The sequence below is a fragment of the Microbacterium sp. KHB019 genome (assembly GCF_037285405.1).
Taxonomy (GTDB): Bacteria; Actinomycetota; Actinomycetes; order Actinomycetales; family Microbacteriaceae; genus Microbacterium.
The window spans coordinates 744,461-768,558 of sequence record NZ_JBBDHF010000001.1 but is presented as its reverse complement, the minus strand read 5'-3'; the positions used below and the strand labels follow the sequence as shown (position 1 = coordinate 768,558).

Annotated in this window: 26 protein-coding genes and 1 tRNA gene; 10 read left to right on the top strand and 17 right to left on the bottom strand. The window is 68.0% G+C overall.

Annotated features, from left to right (window positions below; genetic code table 11):
• Positions 1–603, top strand: a complete 603-nt coding sequence (locus KHB019_RS03825) for a GNAT family N-acetyltransferase (RefSeq protein WP_337458103.1) — start codon at positions 1–3, stop codon at positions 601–603.
• Here the strand turns inward: KHB019_RS03825 and KHB019_RS03820 are convergent.
• The 6 genes from KHB019_RS03820 to KHB019_RS03795 form a co-directional block, all read right to left on the bottom strand.
• Positions 572–1,396 carry an ABC transporter ATP-binding protein gene (locus tag KHB019_RS03820; protein ID WP_337458102.1) on the bottom strand — a complete coding sequence of 275 codons (825 nt, stop codon included), beginning with the start codon at positions 1,394–1,396 and terminating at the stop codon, positions 572–574. The two genes, KHB019_RS03825 and KHB019_RS03820, sit on opposite strands and share 32 nt — an antisense overlap.
• Positions 1,393–2,184 carry an ATP-binding cassette domain-containing protein gene (locus tag KHB019_RS03815; RefSeq protein WP_230102254.1) on the bottom strand — a complete coding sequence of 264 codons (792 nt, stop codon included), beginning with the start codon at positions 2,182–2,184 and terminating at the stop codon, positions 1,393–1,395. Before KHB019_RS03815 ends, KHB019_RS03820 begins: the two co-directional genes overlap by 4 nt.
• Positions 2,181–3,065, bottom strand: a complete 885-nt coding sequence (locus tag KHB019_RS03810; RefSeq protein ID WP_414684023.1) for an ABC transporter permease — start codon at positions 3,063–3,065, stop codon at positions 2,181–2,183. The genes KHB019_RS03815 and KHB019_RS03810 overlap by 4 nt, the downstream gene beginning before the upstream one ends.
• Positions 3,062–4,009, bottom strand: coding sequence for an ABC transporter permease (locus tag KHB019_RS03805; protein ID WP_230102255.1), 948 nt, complete (start codon positions 4,007–4,009; stop codon positions 3,062–3,064). The genes KHB019_RS03810 and KHB019_RS03805 overlap by 4 nt, the downstream gene beginning before the upstream one ends.
• 20 nt (positions 4,010–4,029) lie before the next feature.
• Positions 4,030–5,547: an ABC transporter substrate-binding protein gene (locus tag KHB019_RS03800; protein ID WP_337458101.1), complete on the bottom strand. Its 1,518-nt coding sequence runs from the start codon at positions 5,545–5,547 to the stop codon at positions 4,030–4,032.
• 71 nt (positions 5,548–5,618) lie between these two features.
• Positions 5,619–6,536 (bottom strand): alpha/beta fold hydrolase, encoded by a 918-nt coding sequence (locus tag KHB019_RS03795; RefSeq protein WP_443193184.1) that lies wholly within the window; start codon positions 6,534–6,536, stop codon positions 5,619–5,621.
• A gap of 170 nt (positions 6,537–6,706) precedes the next feature.
• Here KHB019_RS03795 and KHB019_RS03790 point away from each other — a divergent pair, with 170 nt between their 5' ends.
• Positions 6,707–8,233, top strand: a complete 1,527-nt coding sequence (locus KHB019_RS03790; RefSeq protein WP_337458099.1) for a glycosyltransferase — start codon at positions 6,707–6,709, stop codon at positions 8,231–8,233.
• Here the strand turns inward: KHB019_RS03790 and KHB019_RS03785 are convergent.
• Positions 8,222–9,334 carry an acyltransferase family protein gene (locus KHB019_RS03785; RefSeq protein ID WP_337458098.1) on the bottom strand — a complete coding sequence of 371 codons (1,113 nt, stop codon included), beginning with the start codon at positions 9,332–9,334 and terminating at the stop codon, positions 8,222–8,224. The genes KHB019_RS03790 and KHB019_RS03785 overlap by 12 nt on opposite strands.
• A gap of 43 nt (positions 9,335–9,377) precedes the next feature.
• On the opposite strand from KHB019_RS03785, the gene KHB019_RS03780 reads away from it, so the two are divergent.
• From KHB019_RS03780 to KHB019_RS03770, 3 genes are read left to right on the top strand one after another with little or no spacing between them, the layout of a single operon-like run.
• The gene (locus tag KHB019_RS03780; protein ID WP_230102260.1) at positions 9,378–9,854 is read left to right on the top strand and encodes a carboxymuconolactone decarboxylase family protein; all 477 of its coding nucleotides are present in this window, start codon (positions 9,378–9,380) and stop codon (positions 9,852–9,854) included.
• On the top strand, positions 9,851–10,558 hold the full coding sequence (locus KHB019_RS03775) for a tyrosine-protein phosphatase (RefSeq protein ID WP_230102261.1): 708 nt from the start codon (positions 9,851–9,853) through the stop codon (positions 10,556–10,558). Before KHB019_RS03780 ends, KHB019_RS03775 begins: the two co-directional genes overlap by 4 nt.
• 53 nt (positions 10,559–10,611) lie before the next feature.
• On the top strand, positions 10,612–11,103 hold the full coding sequence (locus KHB019_RS03770; RefSeq protein ID WP_230102262.1) for an SIP domain-containing protein: 492 nt from the start codon (positions 10,612–10,614) through the stop codon (positions 11,101–11,103).
• Here the strand turns inward: KHB019_RS03770 and KHB019_RS03765 are convergent.
• The 4 genes from KHB019_RS03765 to KHB019_RS03750 all read right to left on the bottom strand — a co-directional run bounded on the left by KHB019_RS03765 (position 11,096) and on the right by KHB019_RS03750 (position 15,274).
• On the bottom strand, positions 11,096–11,548 hold the full coding sequence (locus KHB019_RS03765) for a Fe-S oxidoreductase (protein ID WP_337458097.1): 453 nt from the start codon (positions 11,546–11,548) through the stop codon (positions 11,096–11,098). The genes KHB019_RS03770 and KHB019_RS03765 overlap by 8 nt on opposite strands.
• Positions 11,545–12,342, bottom strand: coding sequence for an arginase family protein (locus KHB019_RS03760; RefSeq protein ID WP_337458096.1), 798 nt, complete (start codon positions 12,340–12,342; stop codon positions 11,545–11,547). Before KHB019_RS03760 ends, KHB019_RS03765 begins: the two co-directional genes overlap by 4 nt.
• A gap of 78 nt (positions 12,343–12,420) precedes the next feature.
• On the bottom strand, positions 12,421–13,164 hold the full coding sequence (locus KHB019_RS03755) for a PspA/IM30 family protein (protein WP_337458095.1): 744 nt from the start codon (positions 13,162–13,164) through the stop codon (positions 12,421–12,423).
• Positions 13,165–13,237: 73 nt separating this feature from the next.
• Complete coding sequence (locus KHB019_RS03750; RefSeq protein WP_337458094.1) at positions 13,238–15,274, bottom strand: TPM domain-containing protein; 2,037 nt, start codon at positions 15,272–15,274, stop codon at positions 13,238–13,240.
• A gap of 133 nt (positions 15,275–15,407) precedes the next feature.
• On the opposite strand from KHB019_RS03750, the gene KHB019_RS03745 reads away from it, so the two are divergent.
• The 4 genes from KHB019_RS03745 to KHB019_RS03730 are packed head-to-tail and all read left to right on the top strand — an operon-like array spanning position 15,408 to position 18,226.
• Positions 15,408–16,247: a DUF3097 domain-containing protein gene (locus tag KHB019_RS03745; RefSeq protein WP_325471398.1), complete on the top strand. Its 840-nt coding sequence runs from the start codon at positions 15,408–15,410 to the stop codon at positions 16,245–16,247.
• 9 nt (positions 16,248–16,256) lie between these two features.
• Entirely contained in the window at positions 16,257–16,982 is a 726-nt protein-coding gene (gene trmB / locus KHB019_RS03740) for a tRNA (guanosine(46)-N7)-methyltransferase TrmB (RefSeq protein ID WP_337458093.1), read from the top strand.
• Positions 16,983–17,002: 20 nt separating this feature from the next.
• Positions 17,003–17,806 carry a CPBP family intramembrane glutamic endopeptidase gene (locus KHB019_RS03735; protein WP_337458394.1) on the top strand — a complete coding sequence of 268 codons (804 nt, stop codon included), beginning with the start codon at positions 17,003–17,005 and terminating at the stop codon, positions 17,804–17,806.
• Positions 17,807–17,833: 27 nt separating this feature from the next.
• Entirely contained in the window at positions 17,834–18,226 is a 393-nt protein-coding gene (locus KHB019_RS03730; protein ID WP_337458092.1) for a DUF1304 domain-containing protein, read from the top strand.
• On the opposite strand, the gene KHB019_RS03725 is transcribed toward KHB019_RS03730, so the two are convergent.
• The 4 genes from KHB019_RS03725 to KHB019_RS03710 form a co-directional block, all read right to left on the bottom strand.
• Positions 18,219–18,839, bottom strand: coding sequence for a GyrI-like domain-containing protein (locus KHB019_RS03725; RefSeq protein WP_337458091.1), 621 nt, complete (start codon positions 18,837–18,839; stop codon positions 18,219–18,221). The two genes, KHB019_RS03730 and KHB019_RS03725, sit on opposite strands and share 8 nt — an antisense overlap.
• Positions 18,836–19,939, bottom strand: coding sequence for a serine hydrolase domain-containing protein (locus tag KHB019_RS03720; protein WP_230102272.1), 1,104 nt, complete (start codon positions 19,937–19,939; stop codon positions 18,836–18,838). The genes KHB019_RS03725 and KHB019_RS03720 overlap by 4 nt, the downstream gene beginning before the upstream one ends.
• A gap of 44 nt (positions 19,940–19,983) precedes the next feature.
• Complete coding sequence (gene thrC / locus KHB019_RS03715) at positions 19,984–21,408, bottom strand: threonine synthase (protein ID WP_337458090.1); 1,425 nt, start codon at positions 21,406–21,408, stop codon at positions 19,984–19,986.
• Positions 21,409–21,514: 106 nt separating this feature from the next.
• Complete coding sequence (locus tag KHB019_RS03710) at positions 21,515–22,204, bottom strand: nucleotidyltransferase domain-containing protein (RefSeq protein ID WP_230102274.1); 690 nt, start codon at positions 22,202–22,204, stop codon at positions 21,515–21,517.
• 45 nt (positions 22,205–22,249) lie between these two features.
• Between KHB019_RS03710 and KHB019_RS03705 the strand changes: the two genes are divergently transcribed.
• Positions 22,250–23,113 (top strand): transposase, encoded by an 864-nt coding sequence (locus KHB019_RS03705; protein WP_337458089.1) that lies wholly within the window; start codon positions 22,250–22,252, stop codon positions 23,111–23,113.
• A 38-nt stretch (positions 23,114–23,151) separates the two neighbouring features.
• Here KHB019_RS03705 and KHB019_RS03700 read toward each other — a convergent pair.
• Together KHB019_RS03700 and KHB019_RS03695 are read right to left on the bottom strand one after the other, a co-directional pair.
• Positions 23,152–23,224: transfer RNA gene (locus KHB019_RS03700), tRNA-Arg, on the bottom strand.
• Positions 23,225–23,240: 16 nt separating this feature from the next.
• Entirely contained in the window at positions 23,241–24,041 is an 801-nt protein-coding gene (locus tag KHB019_RS03695) for an SGNH/GDSL hydrolase family protein (protein WP_230102276.1), read from the bottom strand.
• Positions 24,042–24,098: the final 57 nt, after the last annotated feature.

Here is a 24,098-nt window from a genome sequence, read left to right as displayed (position 1 = left end):
GTGCAGTTCGAACCAGGCGACCAGCGTCGCCGGTTGCCGCGCCACCTGCAGGCGCCGGCGCCCGAGCCGGACACCTTCTCGTACACGATCCGCCCCGCTCGGGTGGGCGATCTGCCCGACGTCCGCGGCATCTACAACCACTACGTCGCCAACTCCGTCGTCACCTTCGACGAGAAGGCCTCGACGCATCGCTATTGGCGCGAGAAGTTCGCATTCCTGGCCAAGCTCAAGCTGCCGTTCCTCGTAGCCGTCACGCCGTCGAACGAGGTGATCGGCTATGCGCTCGTGCAGCCGTGGGCGAGCAAGTCCGCCTACCGGTACACCGTCGAGGACTCGATCTACCTCGGTCCGGGCGCCGGAGGCAAGGGGCTGGGCACAGCGCTGCTCGAGGCCCTGATCGAGGCATGCGAGCAGATCGGTCTGCGCGAGGTCGTCGCGGTGATCAGCGACAGCGGCGCCGAGGCATCCATCCGGCTGCACGAGAAGCACGGTTTCACCGAAGTCGGCAGGATGGGCCGGGTCGGATTCAAGTTCGGTCGGTCGCTGGGAACCGTCTACCTGCAGCGATCGCTCAAACCGAAGGGGCGTCGTCGCCGGAGCTGACCTGGCCTCGGCCGGGGATCACCGGAATGGCTGAGAGCAGCTTCTTCGTGTATTCCTGTTGCGGATGCAGCAGCACGTCGCGGGTCGTTCCTCGCTCGACGATCGCTCCGTCGTTCATGACGGCGACGGTGTCGCACAGGTTCTGCACGACGCCGATGTCGTGCGAGACGAGGATCAGGGTGAGGTCCTCGGTCTCGAGCAGATGCTCGAGCACCTCGAGGATCTGCGCGCGGACGGTGACGTCGAGGGCAGACAGCGGCTCATCGCCGACGAGGATGCGCGGGCGGTGCACGATCGCGCGCGCGATCGCCACGCGTTGGCGTTGACCGCCGGAGAACTCGTGCGGGTAGCGATCGGCCATCGAGGGCTCGAGTCCGACCTGGGCGAGCACCTCGCGCACCCGTGCCCGCCGGTCGTCGTCGATGCCGAGCGCCCACAGCGGTTCGGCGATGATCTGGCCGGCGTTCATGCGCGGGTCCAGCGACGCGTAGGGGTCCTGGAACACCAGCCCCGTCGCCCGTCGCAGCCAGTGCAGCGAACGAGCGGATGCCGCGGCATCCACTGCGCGTCCGTCGACGCGCACGCTGCCCGTCGTCGGGCGATCCAGGCCCAGCAGCAGACGGACCAGTGTGGACTTGCCTGAACCCGACTCGCCGATGATGCCGATCGACTCACCGGCTTCGATGTCGAGGTCGGTGGGCTGCAGAGCCGTCTGACGGCCGGCTCGCTCGAACACCGACCGGGTCGGCACGGCGAAGTCGCGGCTGAGCCCGCGGGCCTCGATGAGGCTCATGAGTCGTCTCCGTCCGGTCGCCACAGCGTCGCTGTGGCGTCGCGGAGCAGCCCCTGGGTGATCGGCGACGCCGGGGCGCTGAGCAGTGTCGACACGGGTGCTGCCTCGATTACGCGGCCGTCCTCCAGCACGACGCCATCGGTCGCGACCTGAGCGAGAACGGCGAGGTCGTGGGTGATGAACATCAGCGACATGCCGTGCTCGGAAGTGAGTGAGAGCAGCAGCTTCAGGATCTCGGCCTGGATCGTCACGTCGAGAGCGGTGGTGGGTTCGTCGGCGATGAGAAGCCGAGGGCGGCAGGCGAGGGCCATGGCGATCGCGACGCGCTGACGCTGGCCCCCGGAGAGCTGGTGCGGATACTTGTCGACGATCGTCTCGGGGTCTGGCAGGCGCACGCGGGCTGCCTCTTCGATCGCGCGCTGACGCGCTTCGCGCTTGCTGACGCCGGTGTGGATGCGCACCGATTCCGCGATCTGCCGGCCGACGGTGCGGATGGGGTTGAGGGCAGTGCGCGGCTCCTGGAAGACGATGCCGATGTCGTCGCCGCGGAATCGCGCCAGTTCCCGCTCCGGCATCCCGAGCAGCTCCGTGCCATCCCAGCGGATGCTGCCCCGAGCCGTCGCTCCGTCGGGGAGGAGACCGAGCACGGCGAGCGCGGTGATCGACTTGCCCGAGCCGGATTCGCCGATGAGGCCCAGTCGAGCACCGTCCGGAACCTCGAACGAGATGCCGTCGACGACGCGGTCGCCGTCGATCTCGACGATCAGATTCTGCACGACGAGGCTCACGCGACCACCGCCGGGGTGTGGGACTCGGCTTCTCGACGCCGCGCTGACCTGTGCTGCAGCGTCGGATCCGTGGCCTCACGCAATGCGTCGCCGAGCAGGTTGAGCGCGAGGACCGTGATGGTGATGGCCAGGCCCGGCCAGACCACCGACAGCGGATGGATGCTGATGTATCGCTGAAGGTCGGAGAGCAGGATGCCCCAGGAGGGCTCGGTCACCGAGGCGCCGAAGCCGAGATAGGAGAGCCCCGCCTCGGCGAGCACGGCGACGGCCATCGACCACGACAACTGCACGATGAAGACAGGCGCGACGTTCGGCAGCAGATGCCGGACGAGGTTCTGCGCCGGGGTAAGGCCGGATGCACGGCCGGCGAGCACGAAATCGCTCTGCTGCACGCGACGCAGCTCTGGCCGGGTGACGCGGGCGATGTTGACGCCGAAGCCGATTCCGACCGCCCAGACCACGACCCACAGCGACCCTCCCCACACCGAGGAGATCATCATCGCGATGATGAGCACCGGGAACGCGATGAGGATGTCGACGAGAACAGCGACGGCCTCGCGCATCCAGCGGAACGTCAGCGCCCCGAGGGCCGCCAGCGCGATGCCGACGAGCGTCGCGACGATCCCGGCGCCGATGCTGACGAAGACGGTGGTGCGCGCTCCGGCCATGATGAGGCTCAGGATGTCGCGACCTGTGCCGTCGGTGCCCAGCAGATGCGGCCAGCTGGGTGCGGCCCAGCGGTTGCGGACGTCCGCGTCGAGAGGGTTGAACGGCGTCCAGAACAGTGCCACCAACGCGATGAGGGCGATCGCCGCGACGGCGATCAGACTGAAACGTCCCGTGGCACCGGACCACAGTCTGCGCAACCAGCTCGGCATCATGCCTCCCTCTGCCGTGGGTCGACGACGTGGTGGATGAGGTCGACGATGAAGCCGATCACGAGCACGAGACCGGTGAGGACCAGCAGCTCGCTCTGCACCTTCACCAGATCGCGGGTGCCGACGTCGGCGACGAGCATCCGGCCGATGCCTGGAAGGGTGAACAGCTGCTCGATGATCACCGAGCCGACGACGATGCCGGCGACCTGCAGTCCCAGCACCGTGACGATCGACAGTCCGACGGCCGGGATGCCGTGCTGGATCAGTGCGCGGTTGCGGGTGAGCCCCTTGGCAGCGGCCGTGCGGACGAAGTCCTGACCGCGGGCCTGCAGAGTGGCGCTGCGCACGAACCGCAATAGCATGGCGCCCTCGACGATGCCGATCGTCAGGGCGGGCAGCAGAAGAGAGCGGAAGGCCTGCCATGGCTCGTCCCAGCCCCCTCGGGGGAAACCCTGAGCGGGCAACCAGCCGAGCAGCACCGCGAAAACGACGATCAGCATCATGCCGGCCCAGATCACCGGCACGGCGGCGAGGGCCTGCGATGCGACGCTGATCGCCGTTCCGCCGGCGCGTCCGCGCAGCAGGGCCGACAGGACGCCGAAGGGCACGGCGATCAGCAGGGCGATCACCAGCGCCATGATGCCGAGCGGCACCGTCACCCGCGCCTTCTCTGCGATCTCCGCGCCGACCGATGCGCCGCTCAGCTGCGACGTGCCGAGGTCACCGGTGAGCACGCCTCCGATCCAATCGCCGTACTGCACCGGCAGCGGGCGATTCAGACCCAGCGATTCGCGGAGCGCCTCGACGGTTGCCTGCGGTGCCTGCGTTCCGGCGATGAGCTGCGCCACATCGCCGGGGAAGACGCGCAGCGTGAGGAAGATCAGCACGCTCGACACGAGGAGTCCCGCGATGAGCAGGGCCCCTCGTGTCAGCGTGTACCGGATCACTCTGCGACAGTCGGCTCAGGTCACTCGCCGGCGACCGTGACGCCGGCGAGGTTGATGCGGGAGTTGATCGAGTCCTCGGGGAAGCCCGAGACGATCGGCCGCACAGCTGTGATGGTCTGGCCGTTGTACAGCCAGTCCGCCGCGTGGTCCTCCGACACCAGGCGGGCGGCCTCGGCGAGGAGCTTCGCGGAGGCGCCGGCGTCGGTCTCGGCGAGAGCCTGGGTGTACAGGCCCTGCACCTCGGGGTTGTCGTAGCCGAAGTAGTAGTCCGGGTTGGCGAAGTTGCCGAAGTCGCGCGGCTCGACGTGCAGCACGAAGCTGAGCTCGTAGTCCTTGTTCGTGTAGACGTCCTCGAGCCACGTCGGGAACTCGACCGGGTTGACGTCGAGGGTGACGCCGACCTTCGCGAAGTCCGAGATCAGCACCTGCGGCACCGTGGTGCCGTAGAACGACGGGATCGTGAGCGTGAGCTCGAGGTCCTCCTGGCCGGCTTCGGCGAGCAGCTTCTTCGCCTTCTCCGGGTCGTAGGGTGCGACATCGGAGAGGTCTTCGTAGCCGGGGTCGAGCTCGGGGATCGGGCCGTACAGCGGTTCGCCCGCTCCGACCGCCTCGATGAGGCCTTCGTGGTCGATGGCGAGGCGCAGCGCCTCACGCACGCGGACGTCGTCGAGCGGCGCCTTGGCGTTGTTGAAGGCAAGCGTGGCCTTGTCGGTGGTGCGACCGGTCGTCAGGGTGAACTCGCCGGAGCTCTCGAGCTCGGGCGCGAGGTTCGGGTCGACGGCCGTCAGCACATCGAGGCTGCCGTCGAGGGCTGCGTTGACTCCGGCGGTGAAGTCCGGAATGTACTCGAAGACGACCTCCGCGACACCGGCCGGCTCGCCCCAGTAGTCGGCGTAGCGGTCGAATGTGATGCTGCTGCCGCGGCTCCAGTTCTGCAGGACGAACGGACCGGTGCCGTTCTCCGCGGTCTGCAGATCCGTCTTGTCGCCGTTCTTGAAGACGAGACCCGCGGGCCCCGTGAGAGAGAACAGGAAGTTCTGGTTCGGCTCGGTGAGGGTGATCACGACGGTCTTCTCGTCCGGAGCCGTGATCGACTCGACCGTGGCGAACTCGGCGTTCCCCTGCAAGGACTCGTCGGTGCGGACCGCGTCGTAGGATGCCACGACATCCGCGGACGTGAGAGCCGCACCATCGTGGAACGTGACGCCCTCGTTGAGGGTGAACGTGTAGGTCAGGCCGTCGCCGGAGACCTCGTAGTCCGAGGCGAGACGAGGCTCGATCGAGTTGTCCTGGGCGCGCGTGACGAGGCCCTCGTAGATGTTGTCGACGAGCACCTGCTCGAGGGCCGCACCGCTCGTGTGGCGGATGTCGAGGTTGGTGGGTTCGAGAACCAGCCCGACCGTGAGCGTGGCGGCTGGGTCCGGCTCGCCGACCGAGGTCTGAGTCGGCTCGGGGGAGGACCCCCCGCACGCGGTGAGGATGATGGCAGTCGCGGCGAGCGCGGAGACGACGCCGAGGCGTCTGGTGCGGCGGAACATGATGGGTGCTGGGTCCTCTCGGGCGGCGGGTGCTGTGTGCCGGGCGGATGATGTCTGGTCGGAGATGAAGATCAGGCCGGAGAGACCAAGGCGGCGCGGATGAGCTCGGCGAGCTCGGTCGGCGCGGTCTCCTGGACATTGTGGGTGGCGTCGATGGCGACGATGCGGGAGCCCGGCACGCGACGCCGGAAGTCTTCTGCGTCTGGTTCTGTGACGAAACCGCGTGCTGCCCTGACGAGGGTGATCGGCGCCGCCGCGGCGGCGAGGTCATCCCAGCCGCCGGCATCGAGAACGGCGCCAGGGCCGGCATCGCCCGACGAGGGCATCGCCAGTGCCCTCGCGGCGAGATGGGCGAAGTGGTGCTTCCACTCGATGCGCCCGTCGGGGCGGACCCGAGTGTTCAGGAACACTCCGCGTGCGGTCTCGGGGCGGGTGCTGCCGAAACCCAGTGACATGGCGCGGTCGACGAGCTCGTCCCTCGTGGCGAAGTCGGTCGGGCCCTCGTAGAAGGCACGCAGGGCCGAGGGGCCGCCTGAGGTGTCGATCCCCGGCGTGATGTCGACGATGACGAGCTCGCGAACGAGTTCAGGATGCGTGGATGCCACGGCCGCCGCGGTCAGCCCACCCAGGGACTGCCCGACGAGGATCTGCGGCTGCGTGGTCCACTCCTGCAGCGCCAAGGCGATGTCGGGGGCAAGTGCGCGGCCCGAGTAGTCGGCGTCGTCGCGCCAGCTCGAGTCCCCGTGTCCTGCGAGGTCGATCGCGAGAACCGGCTCCTTGAGCAGCAGGACGGTCGTGTCCCAGGTGTGTGCGTTGAGACCGGCTCCATGCAGAAGGGTCACGGCGGGTGCGCCGGTGCCGTAGCGCAGCGCGCTCAGCTCGCGACCGTCCGGCAGCGTGAGCGTCAGCCGCTCGACGGCGGGAACAGATACACCGAGTGCCTCCGCCTGGAGCGGGAGGTAGTGAAACTCGCTGATCTCAGTCGTCACGCCCATATTCTGCTCCGAACCGCTGCCCAGTGTGAAACTCTGAAGCAATCTGTCAGTCCTTGGTGCGGATTGAGTGCGCGAAAGTGGAGGAAAAGACGCGTCCGTCTTGTCGTTATGCGTTCCGGGTGTCTGAAGCCGGTTCCCAGCGGAGGTTGTTAGCGTCGTGGCGTATGCGGTCGTCCATTCTCTCTCCCCGCTTCCGACCTGGCAAGCAGTTCGCACTGACGTGGAGCATCCCTGAGCCGTTCAGCGGCATGACCGGAGCGCTCATGCATCGGTCCCGTTCCTTCGCGCTGCTGGCCGATCGCCCGGTGGACATCCTCACTCTCGATGACCGCGTCGACTATCCGGAGCTCGAGCAGCGCCTGCGTGCCAGGGGCGAGCTGATCGACGGCATCCGCATCATCAACATCTGGGACTGGCTCCGCGACCGCGAAGACTCCGGCGAGGACGCCGGTGGGGCGGAGACTGCGCCTCGCCACATCCATGACCCGATTCCCGTTGACGCCGACTCCGTGGAACACCGGCACGGCGACGTCGTCCTGCTCAGAGAGGTTCGCGCGGCTGACGGCGGGGCACTGGCTGCGGATCGGTTCCGTCGTGACGGCACCCTGCTCGTGACGGACCGCCGCGATCCGCAGACCCGCAAGCGGAGCGTGGTGCTCTACGACCGGCGCGGCCGGCCGGTGCGCAGCTGGGGGAGTGCCTGGGGCCTCTATCGCCACTGGCTGGACGAACTCGTCGGCGACGACGAGAGCTTCCTCATCGTCGATTCGAAGACCGCCGCCCGGTTCGCCCGCACCTACCGTCGGCGCAACGTCGTCACGATGCACGTGCTGCACGGGTCGCACCGCACGGCGGACGGTTCAGGTCTCAGCTCCTCCCGACGGAGCGTGCTCGAGAACCTCGGGGACTTCGACTCCGTCGCGCTGCTGACTCGGGCGCAGCGGGCGGACCTGATCAGCGACCTCGGACCTCACGAGAACGTCGCCGTCATCCCGAACGGTTTCAATGACGTCATGTCCGGCGGTCCGGCCGCGCATCGCCGCGGCCGAGGCCTCATGCTCGCTTCCTTGACGGCTCGCAAGCGCGTCTCGCACGCAGTGAAGGCGGTGGCACGTGCATCCAGAGAGGCCGATGTGACACTCGACGTCTTCGGCGAAGGGGTGCGGCGCCCCCTGCTGGAGAAGACGATCAGGTCGCAGCGGATGCAGCAGCGGGTGTCGCTGCGCGGGCACGACGATGCGGCCAGATCAGCATTCGCCACGGCGGATTTCATGCTGCTGACCTCGAAGGCCGAGGGGCTTCCGCTCGCGCTCGTCGAGGGCATGGCGGCCGGCTGCGTGCCGATCGCCTACGACATCCCCTACGGACCCGCCGACGTGATCGCGCACGGGTCGAACGGGTTCCTCGTGCCGCCGGGGGACGTCGACGGCCTGGCGCAGCGCATCGTCGAGTTGCAGCGGATGCCGCGTCACCGCGTCGAGACGATGCGGCGGCGTGCCAGGGCCACCGCCGCGCAGTTCAGCGATCGAGCAGTCGTTCGTGCCTGGGCGCGCGAGATGGAGCGCGCGTACGAGCGCAAGCACGCCGCATCCTCGCCGCAATCCACGATCCGACGTCTGCGCCGAGCCATCGGCCGCGCGAAACGACGGATCATCCGACTCAGCGGCCGATACGAGCGATCAGACGCGTGAGCGCATCCGCTCGAGCGGCGCGGCACCCGCCCCGGCGGCTCGCGCCAACCGGTGAGCTGGTGCCTCGAGGACGCGATGGAACAGGGCGCCGAGAAAAAGACTTGCTGGGATGCCGACGGCCGCGACCAGCGCCCAGTTCTCGCTTCCCCACAGGTAGGCGAGCGTTCCGATCAGCGGGACATGGACGAGATACAGACTGTACGAGGTGCGCCCGAGCCACTGCGGCACAGGAGACTCCAGCCCCGCGCGCAGCCGCGGCCAGCCCATCGCGACAACGATGACCAGGGCGGCACCGATCCCGGCGAGCCCCCACATCGCGCGCCCCACGATGCTCGACGGCTCCGCGAACGGCCGCGTCAGCCAACTGGCGATGAGGAGCGTCAGCGCGATCGTGGTGACACATGGCCAGAACGCCCGGGGGCGGGGTCTGCGCACCCAGGCGAGCAGATCGTCGAGGCGTACGGCCATCAGCGAGCCCAGCATGAACACGGGCAGGTACACGAGTGCTTCCACATCGATGATCCGCCCGACGACAGTGAGTGCGCACGCGGCGGTCGCCGCCAGCATCGCGTGACGACGCAGCACCACGGCAAGGACGACGAACAGGGGGAGTGCGAGGGAGAAGATCAGCTCCCACCGCAGCGACCACAGCACGTTGTTGATGTCGTAGCTCTTCGTCAGCAGGAGCGCTTCGTCGAGGAACGAGCCCCAGCTCACGCTCGACGCCTGCGCGTTCTGCATCCACGAGCCATCCGGCATGCTCGCGGGGCCGCGCGGCACGAGCGCGATGAGCGCGGTGGCCAGCACGACCGATCCCCAGACGGGCAGATAGAGCCGCAGCACGCGGGTGGGATAGTAGCGAATCCAGCTGAATCCTTCGCGCAGCACCGGCAGGGTCACCACGAAGCCGGAGAGCACGAAGAACACCAGGACGGCTTCCGTCCCGGCGAACGCGAGCTTGACCGGGCTCTGGGTGAGCCAGGCGGAGAGCGTCTCGTCCAGGTGCGGCATCGCCACGAGGCTGCAGTGATAGATCACCACCACCAGCGAGGCCATTCCACGGACCCCGTCGAGACTCGCTATGCGCTGAGAGTTCGCCATCTGCACCAACGCTAGACAGGGGGTCTGAGCCTAAGCTGAGGGCATGAGCGAGACGCGAGTGCACCTGTCGAAGACCGAGCCGGCGGCGTACGAGGCCCTGGACCAGTTCTCCCGCACCGTGGGGCAGATCTGCCGCGACAACGGCATCGACGATCGTCTCAAGGAGCTCGTCATGATCCACTGCTCGCAGCTGAACGGATGCGCGTACTGCACGCGCATCCACCTCGACCGCGCGGTCAAGGCCGGACTCGACGCGGACACGCTCCTCCAGATCGCCACCTGGCGCGAGAGCGGGGTGTTCTCCGACCGGGAACGTGCAGCACTCGAACTGGCCGAATCCTTCACCTTCATCCACGATGAGGGCGTCTCGGACGACGTGTACGACCGGGTGGGCAGCGTGTTCACCGAGAAGGAGTACGCGGCATTGAGCTGGGCGTGCGTGTCGATCAATGCGTTCAATCGCGTCGTGATCGCCGGCCGCTATCCGGTCCTGCCGCGGGTTGAGAAGGCGACGGCGTGACGGTTCTCGATATCGAGGGCGTCTTCAACGTCCGGGATGTCGGTGGAATGGCGACCGCGCGGGGGCGTGTCCGTGAGGGGGCGCTTCTGCGATCGGGGAGTCTCGTCGCTGCGACGCCGTCGGGCATCGCCGAGATCGAGCGCAGGGTCGGACACATCGTCGACCTGCGCGACGGGCAGGAGGTCGCTGAGGCGCCGTCGGCGGTGACCTCCATCGCCACCACGCACCTGCCGCTGTTCCTCGGGTCCGTCGCCTCGTTCTTCGATGAGGACATGGGGCTCGGCGAGATGTACCGCCATCTGCTCGACGAGAGCGGCCAGCGGCTGGCCGACGCCGTACGCGTCATCGCCACAGAGAATCGCACCCTCGTGCACTGCACAGTGGGCAAGGATCGGACAGGCGTCACCGTGGCGCTCGCGCTGTCGGCTGTCGAGGCCGATCGGGATGCCGTGGTCGCCGACTACGCCCTGACGGCGTCGCTTCTCCCGCAGGAGAGGAACCGCCGCATCACGGCGTTTCTGCGGGCGCAGCATCCGCACGCCGAGAACGCGGTCGCGCTCGCCACGCTGTCGCCGGCGGAGGTGATGCGCAGCCTGCTCGACCAGGTGGACGCGCGCTGGGGTTCGGCCGCCGACTACCTGCGCGCGCACGGTCTCGCCGACGACGAACTCGCGGCGCTTCGCGACAGTCTCGTCGAACGGTGACCTCCGACGGGCAAGGTAAGGCAACCCTTCATCGGTGATATGATGAAGGAATCATGACGATGTCCATCGACGTTCGCAGCGGCCGCGCCCAGCGCCGGGCCGCTCGTCTGCGCTCGCACCACCTGGTGACGGCCGACGAGAACTCGCTGCTCGAGCTCGAGACGTTCCTGGCGACGCTCCCGCTGTGCGCCTCCGGACGCGTGTTCATCGAGGTGCCTGACGCGAGCGACATCGGCGTCATCGACGCGCCGGCCCGGATGACGGTCACCTGGCTCGCGCGCTCGTCGCGCTCCGGGGCGCCTGGCACCGGTCGCTCCTGCGCACCGGGGGCCGCCCTGGCGCGAGCCACCTGCGCGTGGGCGGACGAGATGCTCTGCGACAGCGAGCTCCCGACGCATGTGACGCTCTTCGGCGGTTACCTCGGCACGGCCGACATCGTCGAGCACCTGACCGGAACGCTCGATGTCCCGGCATCCACGATCAGCGCCCCAGAACGCTTCGGTCTGCTGCCTGCGCCTTCGACAGGCTCAGGGACCGCTATTTAGAGCGGACGTAGTTCCCGTCCTCGAGACCCGCCTCGATCTCGAACCTGTTCCGCAACGGGTTCCGCCCGGCGAACAGATACAGCACGGGCATGAGGAATCCGTACGTCAACCACTGCGCCTTGTGCACGGCCTCGTGCCGCAGCACCGCGTCGGTCGGGTTCGTGTCCCCTGTCAGGTAGCAGCCGCCGACGCACACCCCGCCGCGGTTGAAGGTCCACTTCGGCATGCCCCGGAAGACCCACAGGCCCGCTCGTCGCTCGACGGGACCCGTGCTCCACAGGGACCCCCATACCCATCCGACGGCCGTTCCCCAGGCGTAACCGATCCGGCTGATCGGTGAGCGGAGCAGGAACGACGGGATGCGGCGGTCGAATCTGCGACCCCGTTCCACCGCGGCGTCAGCGGCCGGCTGCCAGTCGGGCACGGTGTGCGACGTCGGTGTCATGCCACGGCCGCCACGAGTCGGAGGATAGCACCGAGGTCGTCGACCGCATCCAGCGGGGAGCGCGGAGCGAAGCCGGCGATCGTCGCGCCGGCGAGCGGAACACGCTCGCGGAGTGCACGAACGGCGGATGACAGTGCGGCTGCAGTGGCGCCGAACGGAGCGGCGGTGGAGACGCCTGCCATCTCGGCAGGATCGAGGACGTCGACGTCGATGTGCACCCACACGCGGGACGCACCGGTGCGCTCGACCGCGTTCGCGAGCGACTCCGCATCATCGAGCTCGTCGACGGAGAGCTGCGTCAGGCGTGACAACGGATCCTCTTCGGCGTCGTCGAGGACGCGCGCGCCGGCGACGATCACGCGCTCGGCCGGGAGCCCGGGGGACAGGGCGAGCTGCCGCTCGCCTTCGCCGAGGATCGCGCGCAGCGCCATGCCCGAGAACGCCCCGGACGGCGAGGTCTCATCCGTGTGAAGGTCGGGATGCGCGTCGAACCAGACGAGTGCGACGTCACTCAGATCGATCGTGTCGAGAGCGGCGACGGTGACGCTGCAGTCGCCGCCGACCAGAACGGTGTCGGGTGTCATCGCTTCGGCGATCATCGCCCGGATCCGCTGCAGCGAGCTCAATCGGTGCACGCCGGTGCCCAGGGCTTCGCCGGCCTCCAGCGGGATGTCGAGCACGGTCGTGGCGTTGCGGGGCAGGTCGCCGGCGATCGCGGATGCACCGTCGACGAGAAGCATCGCCCTGGCAGATGGAGACCCCTGCCATTGCGGGACGACGAGGAATCGGGCCACGGGGACCTCCTGGGATGTGACGGTGATGCGGGGGTTAACGGAGATGCCCCGGGCACGAGGCCCGGGGCATCCGGAGCCTCAGGACTCGAGCTGCGCCCGCGACTGCGATGAGCCGCCGGCCTTGAGCTCCGCGAGGCGGGCTTCGACCTCGGTGAGCTCGCCAAGGTCATCCAGGCTCTCGAACTGCGCGTCGAGGCTGGACGCCGCGAGCTCCACCTTGCCCTGGGCGAGAGCCTCCTGCCGGCGGACCTTGTCCTCGAAGCGTCCGAGCTCGCTGGTCGGGTCGAGTAGGTTGATCGACGAGACCGCGTCCTGCACCTTGGTCTGCGCCTCGGCGACCTTCGCGCGGGCCAGGAGTTCGCTGCGCTTGGCCTTGAGTTCGCCGAGCTTCTCCTTCATGCCGTTCAGGCCGCTCTTGAGCTTGTCGACGACTTCGGTCTGCGAGGCGATGGTGGGCTCGGCCGCGCTCGCTTCGCGCTCCTCGCCGATCTGGCGCTGCAGGGCGATCTTGGCGAGGTTGTCGAACTTGTCGGCGTCGGCGGTGTTGCCGGAGCTGCGCAGCTCGTCGGCCTTGCGGCTCGCAGCGATCGCCTTGTTGCCCCAGTCCTTGGCCGCCTGGACGTCTTCCTCGTGGTCGCGCTCGAGCAGGCGCAGGTTGCCGATGGTCTCGGCGATGGCGGCCTCGGCGTCAGCGACGTTGTTGGTGTAGTCGCGGACGAGCTGATCGATCATCTTCTGCGGGTCTTCGGCCTGATCGATGAGGGCGTTGATGTTCGCCTTCATGAGTGTCGAGATGCGACTGAAGATGGACTGCTTGGCCATGGTGTTTCCTTTCGGTTGGAACGGGGTCGTTCGAGTTCGTGCTGTTCGTGAGCGTGCGAAGAAGGAGCGGATGCTAGAACCGACCCCCTCGTGACCGGCCTCCGCTTCGGGAGCTGCTGCGTGAGCCGCCGCCGAAGCTCGATGGGCGACTGCTGCGGCTGCTGCCGCTGGAGCGCCACCCGCCACCGGAACTCCAACCACCGCCTCCACCGCCTCCGCCTCCGCCGCTGAACAGGCCGCCGAGAATGCCGCCGAGGATGGCTCCGCCCAGGTCGCTGCCGCGGTTGTTGTAACCGCCGCCGTAGCCGCCCCCGAGGCCGCCGGACCACCCGCCGGTGTTGAATGTGTCGACCTCACTGCGCGCCGACGCGAGCGCCTCCGAGGCCAGGCTGTACGCGCGCGTCGCGCGGTCGAGGGCGAGGACCGGGTCAGCACCCTGCGCGGCGATGGCTTCGGCGTAGGCCGAGTTCGCCTCGGACAGCCGGGTGCGTGCCATGGCGCCGATCGCGCCGCGTCGGGTGCTGATGAAGTCGTTCGTCGTGGCGATCTGCGCCTGCGCCTGGGTCAGGCGCTGCTCGAGCATGCGCGCCGTGCGCTGCGCCTGCTCGCTCGTCTCACGTGCGTGGCCGAGTGCACCGTCGATCTCGGTGTTCACGGCGCCCAGAGCGTCCAGAACCTGTTGCGGATTGCGCGACGTTCCCTGCAGAGCGGTCTGGGCCGCGTCGATGTTCGAGCGGGTCCTAGCGACGATCGGGGCGAGCTGGCCCTGTGCATCCGGCATGGCTCCGGCCGCGGCGATGTCGGCTTCGAGATCGGTGATCATCGCGCGTGCCTGATCCTCGACAGCGGTCAGGTTCGATCCGAGGGTCGTCACGGCGTCGATCAGATGCTCGGACTGCTCGACGGCCTCCTCTGCCGTGCGGATCGAGAAGGCGGCTTCGCCGTTCTTGTTCGCCGCGATCGCAGCGCCGGCTTCGGCGATCTCCGAATCGGCGAGTGCGAGACGCTGCTGTGCCTGGTAGGAGTTGTCGCGCACCGTCGCGAGGGCCGCGCCGTCGTACGTCTGCCCGAGAGCCGCGAGCGCGGGTTCGACCGTGGCCAGAGTCTGCTCCGCCGTCGCGCGTCGAGCCTTGATGCGCTCGAGCGCCTGCGGTGCCTCTGCCTCGAGCTTGCGCAGCTCTTCGAAGGCCTCGATGTTCTCGTTCAGCAGATCGTCGGCTTCATCGCAGAGCTGGATGATCTGGATGTGCCAGGCGCGGCGCTGCTCCACCGTGTCGGGCACCTCGTCGTCGATCTTCTGCTTGAGCGAGAAGGCCTCGGCGACCTTGGCGTGAGCCGACTCGACGACGTGCGTGAACTCCTGGGTGGAGTCGTCACCGTACTGGGCCACGGCGAAGCCGAGCTCCTGACGGCTCGAGGTGATGGCGTCGTCGGCCTGCACGAGCGCGGTGCCCGCCTGCTTCTCGAGCTCTTCGTCGTTGACCGAAGAGTACGGGTCGTCGGGGTCGGGGATCGTCGCGACGGCGCCCCGCTTCTTCTTGTTCCGCGAGCGAACCGCGAGCACGATGATCAGGATCACCGCCGCGATCGCGACGAGGATGACGACGATCCAGACGATGCCGCCTCCGTCGACACTCGCTCCCTGCCCGGGGAAGGCATCGGCGGCGGCGATCACGGCGCCGTCCCAGTCGCCGGCTCGCAAGCCGTTCTCCATCGCCTGCACGACGCGGTCGACCTCACCGTCGCTGAGCGGACCGTTCGCATCGGCCGAGATCGCGTACTGGCCGGCATCCACCGCGACGGCGATCAGATACTGGTCGACGGCCAGACCGTTGTCGACGGCGGTCCGGTCGGTCCACGCCACGCTGTCCGACGGATCGGAGAACTCATCGACGAACACGACGTAGAGGTCTCCGCCGTTCGCTTCCGCGAGGGCGGTGAGTCTGCTGTTCAAGGCTTCGAGTTCGTTGGACGAGAGCACGCCCGCCTCGTCGGTCACGAAACCGGAGTCGAGGGTCACCGGCGGCGCGGCGAAGGCGGCGGAGGCTGCCCACCCCGAAGCGAACATCGCCACGATCAGCCCCAGAACGACCGTAAACCGAGTCCGCATTGCACTCCCTCCGCGAGGCCACTGGCCCCGTGCGCTCCGAGTCTATTCACTACCGACGACAGACGATAGCGACTCTAGGGAAACAGTCTGTGTCGCCGCAGGGAAGCCCGCACTGACACATACCCTGGATGGCATGGACGATATGTACGGCTCTGACGTGCTCGCTGCTGGGTGGCGCGATCGCGGCGCGAAGAAGGTCCGTGACATCGCGGCCGAGCGCGATCTGGTCGTCGAGGTCGCCGACGACGGGTACTGCGGAGCGGTGACCCGTGTGCAGGGCGGGCACGTCGAGCTCGAGGACCGAGTCGGGCGCAAGCGGGTGTTCCCGCTCGGGGGCGGATTCATGATCGACGGTGAACCGGTGCGGCTCACCGTCCCGGCCGCATCGAAGCAGGGGGTCAGACGCACGGCATCCGGATCGTTCGCCGTCGCCGATCATCGCGCTCGAGTCGCGCTGCCCAGTCGCATCCTCGTGGAGGGCAAACACGATGCCGAGCTCGTCGAGAAGGTCTGGGGTGCGGACCTGCGTGTCGAGGGAGTCGTCGTCGAGTATCTGGAAGGCGTCGACAAGCTCGACGAGCTGCTCGCGAGCGAGCCGCCGAGCGCGACGCGCCGCTATGGCGTGCTGGTCGACCACCTCGTGCCCGGGTCCAAGGAGACGCGGCTCGCGGACGCCATCCTGCGCGGCCCGCACGGCAGGCACCTGAAGATCGTCGGGCATCCCTTCATCGACGTCTGGCAGTGCGTGAAGCCGCAGACGCTCGGCATCGGTCGCTGGCCCGAGATCCCGCGCGGCACCGATTGGAAGACCGGCATCTGCAAGGCGTTCGGGTGGCCGTACGAGTCGCAGGGCGATACCGGCAGGGCCTGGCAGCACATCCTCAGCAAGGTGCGTACATACCGTGATCTGGAGCCCGCGCTGCTCGGCCGCGTCGAGGAGCTCATCGACTTCGTCACAGAGCCCGCCCGGTAATCTGGACACATGCCCGAACCCCGTACTTTCCGCGATGAACCGGTCTCCTTCGTGCGCCGGAGCGGACGGATGTCGGAGGCACAGGAACGCGCTTTCGACGAACTCGCCCCAAACTATCTGCTCGAGGTGCCTCGTGACATCGCGTGGACGAGCGTGCACCCGGAGGCTCGGATGGATCCGGCGGCCGAGTACGGGCGCCGCGCGCCGCTCATCGTCGAGATCGGCTCCGGCCAGGGGCACGCCATCGTGTCGGCGGCTTCTGCTCGCCCCGATGATGACTTCCTCGCCGTCGAGGTGTTCCGTGCGGGGCTCGCGCGCACGATGCTGGATGCCGACAAGGCGGGCGTCCGCAATCTGCGACTGATCGAGGCGAACGCGCCGGAGGTGCTCTCGACCTACCTGCCGGAGGGCGGCGCAGCCGAGGTCTGGATCTTCTTCTCCGACCCCTGGCACAAGAAGCGCCACACCAAGCGGCGACTGATCCGCCCCGGCTTCGGGGATGCTGCGGCCCGCGCCCTCGCCGATGGGGGCCTGCTGCGCCTCGCAACGGATTGGGAGGACTACGCGCTCCAGATGCGCGAGGTGCTCGACGCCGAGCCCCTGTTCGAGCGGGCGTTCGAGGGGGAGTGGGCGGCACGATTCGACGGTCGCGTCATGACAGCCTTCGAGCGGAAGGGCATCGCCAAGGGTCGGGAGATCCGCGATCTGGTCTACCGGCGAAAGCACCGAGGGTGACCAGCGCCGGCGAGCGCTGGATGCCGAGCCTCGCCCCTGCGCTGCTCGTGTGCCTCGCCGCTCCCGCGTTCTTCGTCGCGCAGGTGCCGTGGCTGGGCTGGCTTCTGATGGCCGCCGGCGTCGGAACCGCATGGATCATCGAGCGGAGTGCGGTCACGGCATCCGGTTCGTCGCTCACCCGTGATCTGTCGCTGATCGCACTGGGGATGCTGATCGTCAGCAGCATCCCGCTGGCGGCCGAGCTCGACGATCTGGCGATGCTGCGCTTCACCCTCGCCCTGGGCGGCGCTGTGGTCATCCCGTACGTGATCTCTCGGTTCGTCTACCGCGACCGCGCGATCTCCTTCCCGTGGCGTACGCGCAAGCGCTGGGGTCGACTGCAATGGGGCTGGCTGGTCGCCGTGCTCGTGCTCGGCTGGCTGATCCTGCCGTTCTACTTCATCACCAGCGGCGTCTATCAGAACTGGCCCGTCGTCGATTCCCCCGACCTCGTCGCACGCCTGTTCGTCGGCGTGGGCGCCGTCGGCATCTGGGACGAGCTGTTCTTCATCTGCACGGTCTTCGCGCTGCTCCGCCGGCATTTTCCAGATGCTGCGGCGAACGTGCTGCAGGCCATCGTGTTCGTGTCGTTCCTGTGGGAGCTCGGCTACCGCGAGTGGGGTCCGGCGCTGACCATCCCGTTCGCGCTGCTGCAGGGCTACATCTTCCTGCGGACCCACTCGCTCGCCTACGTCGTGACCGTGCATCTGCTGTTCGACGCCGTCGTGTTCGCCGTCCTGGTGCACGCGCACAATCCGGGACTGCTGCCTGTCTTCCTCGTCTGAGGCCCGATCAGGGTGCAGAATCAACGCATGCTCTTCGTCGGTCTTCTGCTCGCCGCGCTCGCGGCTGCCTTCCACGTGTCCATCTTCGTGCTCGAATCGGTGCGGTGGACCGAGCCAGCGACCAGGAAGATCTTCGGGGTCGCCAGCGAAGCGGATGCCCAGGTCACCAAGCCGCTCGCGTTCAATCAGGGCTTCTACAACTTGTTCCTCGCGATCGCGGCGCTGCTCGGGATCGTCCTGGTGCTGTCCGGTCAGGCGACCGTCGGTCTCACCCTGATCTTCGCCGGTGTGGGAATGATGCTCGCAGCCGCGCTCGTCCTCGTGCTCTCCAACCCGAAGATGGCACGCTCCGCGCTGCTGCAGGGCGGACTGCCGCTGCTGGCGGTCATCGCGCTCGCCGTGGCCGTCGCGATCAGCTGACCGTACGAACGGGCTGACGCAGCAGCGTCCGGCGATTGGCCGGGTCGCCGCGTCTGGGGTCGCTGAAGTAGATCTCGTGGTGCGTTCCCGTCAACCGCAGGCCGTGCTCGGGGATGAACTCGTCATGCATCGTGGCGAGCACCGGCGCCTCATCGTCGTAGCTGCCGACGTGCAGCGTCTGGGCGCACAGGCCCTCGTGCAGCGACTCCAGGCGCACCTCGTCGGCGCGGACATCCGGATTCTTGGCGGATGCCCTGGCGACGGCATCCGCGAGCATCGCATGGTCGACCCATTCGGGCTGCATGATCATCAGCGTCCAGTGCCACGCCGACTTGTCGCGCGACGATGTGAACGAAGCGTGGTCGTCCGCCCACCACAGGCCTTCGAGCGGCATGACGGTGTAGTCGCGGTCGAGGTCGCGCTTGCTGGCGAACTTGAGTCCGTAGGCGATCGGGTAGAGCGCCTCGATGGCCGTCGTGAACTCCGGTGACGTGTTCGGGTCGCCTTGCCCGTCGATCATCAGGTACGACATCGCCGGCACGTCGACGAGGTCGAAGCGGCCCTTTCGCGCACGATACGCGTCGAGCGTCTTCTTGAAGTCGACCTTCGTCATGCCAGCACGTCCCTGAACAGTCCCATGATCTGATCGCCCATCTCGACCTGCGTCAGCACGAGGCAGAAGGATCCATCAGGCGAGATGGAGAGGTCTGTGCCGAGGCCGCCCGACCAGCCGTAGCGCCCGGAGTGTTCGCCTGCGGTCTCGACGGCGACCCCGTAGCCCCATCCGACGCCGTTCCAGAAGCCGGGGAAGAAGCTGTCGTCGGTCTTGACGGATGCCGGCACCTGATCGGTGCGCATCTGATCGACGAGCTCCGGCTCCAGGATCGCGTCGGCGCCGTGGCGTCCGTCGTTCGCGAGCATGCATGCGAACGCTGCGTAGTCGGCCGCCGTGGAGACGAGCTCGGCGTGACTGAGATCGAAGGGCGCCGGAGCCACGTAGAAGCCCCCGCCGGCGGGCTCGACCTGCGCCAGACTTCCTGACTCGTCGTGGCGGTAGGTGGCAGGCAGTCGGTGCGCCTGATCCTTCGGAACCGTGTAGCCGGTATCCGGCATACCGAGCGGATCGAACAGGTCTGCACGCAGATGATCTTCGAGCGGCGCCTGGACCACGCGGGAGAGCAGGATCCCGAGGATGCCGAACGAGTGGTGGTAGCGCCATCCGGTGCCGGGGTGAAAGGCGAGCGGAAGTTCGGCGAGGGCGTCGAGCCAATCCTGGGCTCCGAGCGCGACGGCATCCGAGCCCGCCTCGGTGAGATTGTCGACCATCGCCTGCTTCAGCGGAGACTCCGACGTCATCATGCCGAAACCCGATGTGTTGGTCAGGAGGTCTCGGACCGTGATCGACCGGTGCGCGGGCTCGGTGTCGGACAGCGGCGAGTCGGGCGCGCGCAGGACAAGTCGGTCGGCGAGCTCGGGAAGCCACCTCTCGACCGGGTCGCTCAGGTCGATCAGGCCGTTCTGGACGAGCCGGAGGGCGGCGACGGCGAGAACCGGCTTGGTCATCGACTGAATCCGGAAGAGGGCGTCCTGCTGCACGTCGCCAGCAGCGGTGAACTCGAGCGGGTCACCTGCTCGGCCGGTGACGGCGAGGATGCTCGGTGCCGTGCCCTGCGCGACGTGCCTGTCGAGAATTTCTGCGAGCGTGTCGACCATGCCTCGAGTAAAGCGCCGAACGCCCTTCTCGTAAACCGGAGCGGCTACGCGTGCAGGGCACGCTCGGAGATGTAGGCCCGCAACTGCTGCTCGTCATCCGGCATCTCGACCACGCGCTGCGGCGCATCCAGCAGGGCTCGCGTGTCGGCATCCAACTCAGGACTCTCGCCGAGTGCCTCCTGGATGAGGTCGGCGAACTTCGCGGGCTTGGCGGTCTCGAGCACGAGCATCGGGATGCCGTCCTCGAGCTGCTCGCGGGCGATCTTCACGCCGTCCGCAGTGTGCGGGTCGATCGTGACGCCGGTCCGCTCGTGGACGTCGCGGATGGTTGCGAGTCGGTCGTCGTGCGTGCTCGTGCCGCTGACGATGCCGAACTCGGCCTCGAAACGGCCGAGCTCTGCCGACAGGTCGATCTCGTCGCGTTCTTCGAGCTCGTGCCAGGCGGCGGCGGTGCGCTCGGGGTCGCGGCCCAGCAGGTCGAACACGAATCGCTCGAGGTTCGACGCGCGCGAGACGTCCATCGACGGGCTCGATGTCGCCAGGGTGTCCGCCGAGGTGCGCGGGCGGTACTGACCGGTGCGGAAGAACTCGTCGAGCACGTTGTTCTCGTTCGTGGCGAGCACGAGACGGCGGATCGGGACGCCCATGGTGCGGGCGTAGTGGCCCGAGAGGATGTTGCCGAAGTTGCCCGAGGGGACAGCGAACGAGACGTGATGGGATGAGCGGTCGGCTTCGGCGATGGCGTCCGTCGCGCGAAGCCACGCCCACACGTAGTAGACGATCTGCGCCGAGATGCGTCCGAAATTGATGGAGTTCACGGCGCCGATGCTGTGCGCTCGTTTGAAGTCCAGGTCGGTGTTCAGGCGCTTGACGAGGTTCTGGCAGTCGTCGAAGACGCCCTCGACGACGATGTTGTGCACGTTCTCGTCCTGCAGTGAATACATCTGGGCGCGCTGGAACGCACTCATGCGCCCCTGCGGCGAGAGCATGAAGACGGAGACGCGGTCGAGGCCGCGCAGGGCGTGCTCGGCGGCGGAGCCCGTGTCTCCGGAGGTCGCGCCGACGACGTTGAGCACGCCGTCGCGGTTTTCGAGGACGTACTCGAGCGCCTGACCGAGGAACTGCATCGCCATGTCCTTGAACGCGAGGGTCGGGCCTTCGGAGAGCCCGACGAGCGTCAGATCGTCGATCGCGGTCAGCGGTACGACCTCTTCGGCGGCGAACTTGCCGTCGCCATAGGCGGCGTCGGTGAGACGGGCGAGATCCTGACGGGGGATGTCGGTGGCGAACAGGCCGATGATCTCGGTCGCGAGCTGCGGGTAGGTCAGCACGCGCAGGCGCTCGAGATCGTCGGCGCCGAGCCGGGGGAGGTGCTCTGGAACGGCGAGGCCGCCGTTGGGGGCGAGCCCTTCGAGGAGGACGTCGCTGAACTGTCCGAGCGTGCCGCCGCGTGTGGAGATGTACTGCACGTCAGGAACCTCGTTCGTGCTCGGGGATGGATGCCGGGTCGTGCTTCCATCGTAGATCGTGCGGTGTGCGTGCTGACGCCCGTTACGGTGCTCCACGCGCCGGGCGTCAGCGGGCGAAGCCGGCTTGCAGTCTGCCGCCCGCAGCGTCGAGTTCGCGTTCCACGGCATCCGCCAGCTGGTCGAAGTCTCCGCTCAGATACGGCACGGCCAGCTCGTCGACGCGCTCAGCCGGCAGTTCACGAAGTCGCCTGGGCAGGTACTTGCCCGTGCCGATCCACCGGCCGGCGGTGAGGAGCATGAGCTCTGCCGTGCGCTCGAAAACGGTCGCGGCGATGACGCGACGCTCGAGCGGGTCAGTCGCGTCGCGCAGATCGTCCAGCACGTCGGTGATGACGTATCGGCGGAAGTCCAGCTCGTGGGCGTCGACGGATGGGCCGCGATCGAGTCGTTCGGACCAGGTGGCGCGCAGCGTCACGAGTTCGATGCCTGCCCGAACCGGGGTGCCCTCGACGAGCATGTGGACGATGACCGGACGGTGCTGCGCGACGCTGCGTTGCGCCCACTCGTCGAATCCCTGCGGCGTGTAGGCGAACACCTCGAAGGCCTCGCGCTCGAACTCGAGGGTGAGGGCAGCGCCGATCTCACCGTCGGGCAGCAGATCGTCGCCGATGAGGAGGAGATCGATGTCGCTCGTCCGAGTGCGCTCGCCGCGAGACGTGCTGCCGCCGATCACCGCGATGGATGCCTTCGGAAATCGGGCCGCGATGAAGCGCTCAGCGAGGTCGACGTAGTCCATCCGGTGATTCTAGGCAGAGCGGAAGGGCTCGGGCACAATGGGACGATGGCACGGGAAGCGGACGTCACACTCGAGGACATCGCGACCGAGCTGTACGCGCTGCCGCCGAAGGAGTTCACCGCGGCGCGCGACGCTCGTGCCAAGCAGCTGGCGGATGCCGCGCGCGCGAAGCGGGTTCGTGCGCTCCGCAAGCCGTTGCTCGCCGCGTGGGTCGTGAACCTGTTCGCGCGTGAACAGGCAGCGGCCCTGCGCGGTGCTCTCGAGTTGGCGAGTGAGCTACGCGAGGCGCAGGACGACTTGGATGCACGCGCACTCTCGGCGCTGGGGCGGCAGCGTCGTGCGCTCGTCGGCGCACTAGCGCAACAGGCGAGCGAGCTCGCGAGCGCTCGAGGGGAGAAGATCACGCCGGCCACGACGGATGCCGTCGAGCAGACGCTGAACGCGGCGATGTTCCGTGCCGATGCGGCGCTCGCCGTGGCGTCCGGAAGGCTGATCCGCCCGTTGGACGCCGCGGGCGAAGACTCCGCAGAGGTGTCCGATGCCGTCGCCGGTGACCTGGATGTCGCGTCAGCAGCCGTACCGGCCCCGACCAGACCGGATGAGTTGGCGGCACGCCGCGCACGCAAGGCCGCCGAGGACGAGCTGCGCTCCGCAGAGCGCGCGCTGAAGAAGGCGGAACAGGACAGAGACGCACTGGAGCGCAAGGCGAAGTCGGTCGCCGAGAAGTCCGAGCGGCTCAGCGCGCGGATCGAGGAACTCGAGCAGGAACTCGAGCGCACGCGGCAGGAGCTCAAGGGGCGGGAGCAGGAGAGCGATGAGGTCGACGCGCTCCGAGGCGATGCCCGCGAGCGCCTCCATGAGGCGCAGCAGGACGTGTCGACCGCTCAGAAGGCGATCGATCGCCTCTAGAAACGACGAAGGCCGCTCGATGAGCGGCCTTCTGCACGTGCCCCCGACAGGAGTCGAACCTGCGACCTACGGTACCGGAAACCGGCGCTCTATCCACTGAGCTACGGAGGCGTACCGAACGACGATATCACTGACCGGGGGTGGTCTCCGCACCGCCCGCTTCGGTCACGGGGGCGGCCTCGATATCCGCGAGAGCGGCGGCAACCTTCTCGGCGAGGTAGCGGTGGCCGTCGGTGGACGGATGCTTGTTGCCGAGGTCGACGTCGATGACGTCGAGGTAGTTCTGATCGGTGATCCAATCCTGCTTGACGGGGGAGATGTACCACCAGCCCCGCGCGCCGGCGAGCGCCGCAAGGTCCGCGTCGATCCGGGCCGTCTCCGCACCGACCGGGAGCTCATGCGGCGCCGGACCCAGGACGACGATCGCCGTCTCGGGGAACTTCGCGGCCAGAGCGTCCCATGCGGCCGTCACCGCGTCCCGATAGCCCTCCGCGCCCTGCGCACGGTCATTGATCGACCCCTGGACGATGACGAGATCGGGAGCGATCGAAGCATCCAGCGCGGTGATGCGCTCGCCGAAGGCCGGACCGTCGAGACCGGGCTTCAGGTAACCGCTGCCGCGCACGCCGTCGACGATCGTCTCGCCCTGCAGCAGATCGGCGAGAACGTAGGCGTATCCGAGGGTCGGGTCGCTGGCCGCTGAGCCGTACGTCCACGAGTCGCCGAACACGAGCACTCTAGGGTTCTCAGGGAGTACGAGCGGCGTCGGAGCGACGACGACGACCTCGTCGGACGCGAGAAGCGGCGCGTCCAGAGCCTGTGGCACCCACGGCCGCCAGACGCCCAGAATCGCCGCTGACACCGCCGCCACGAGGACGACGACCATCACTGTCGCGCGGCTCCGCCGACGCGTACCTCCCCAACCCATGGGAAGAGGGTAAGCGAACGGAAGGTGAACACCAACTCCCGCCCTAGAATCGAGGGG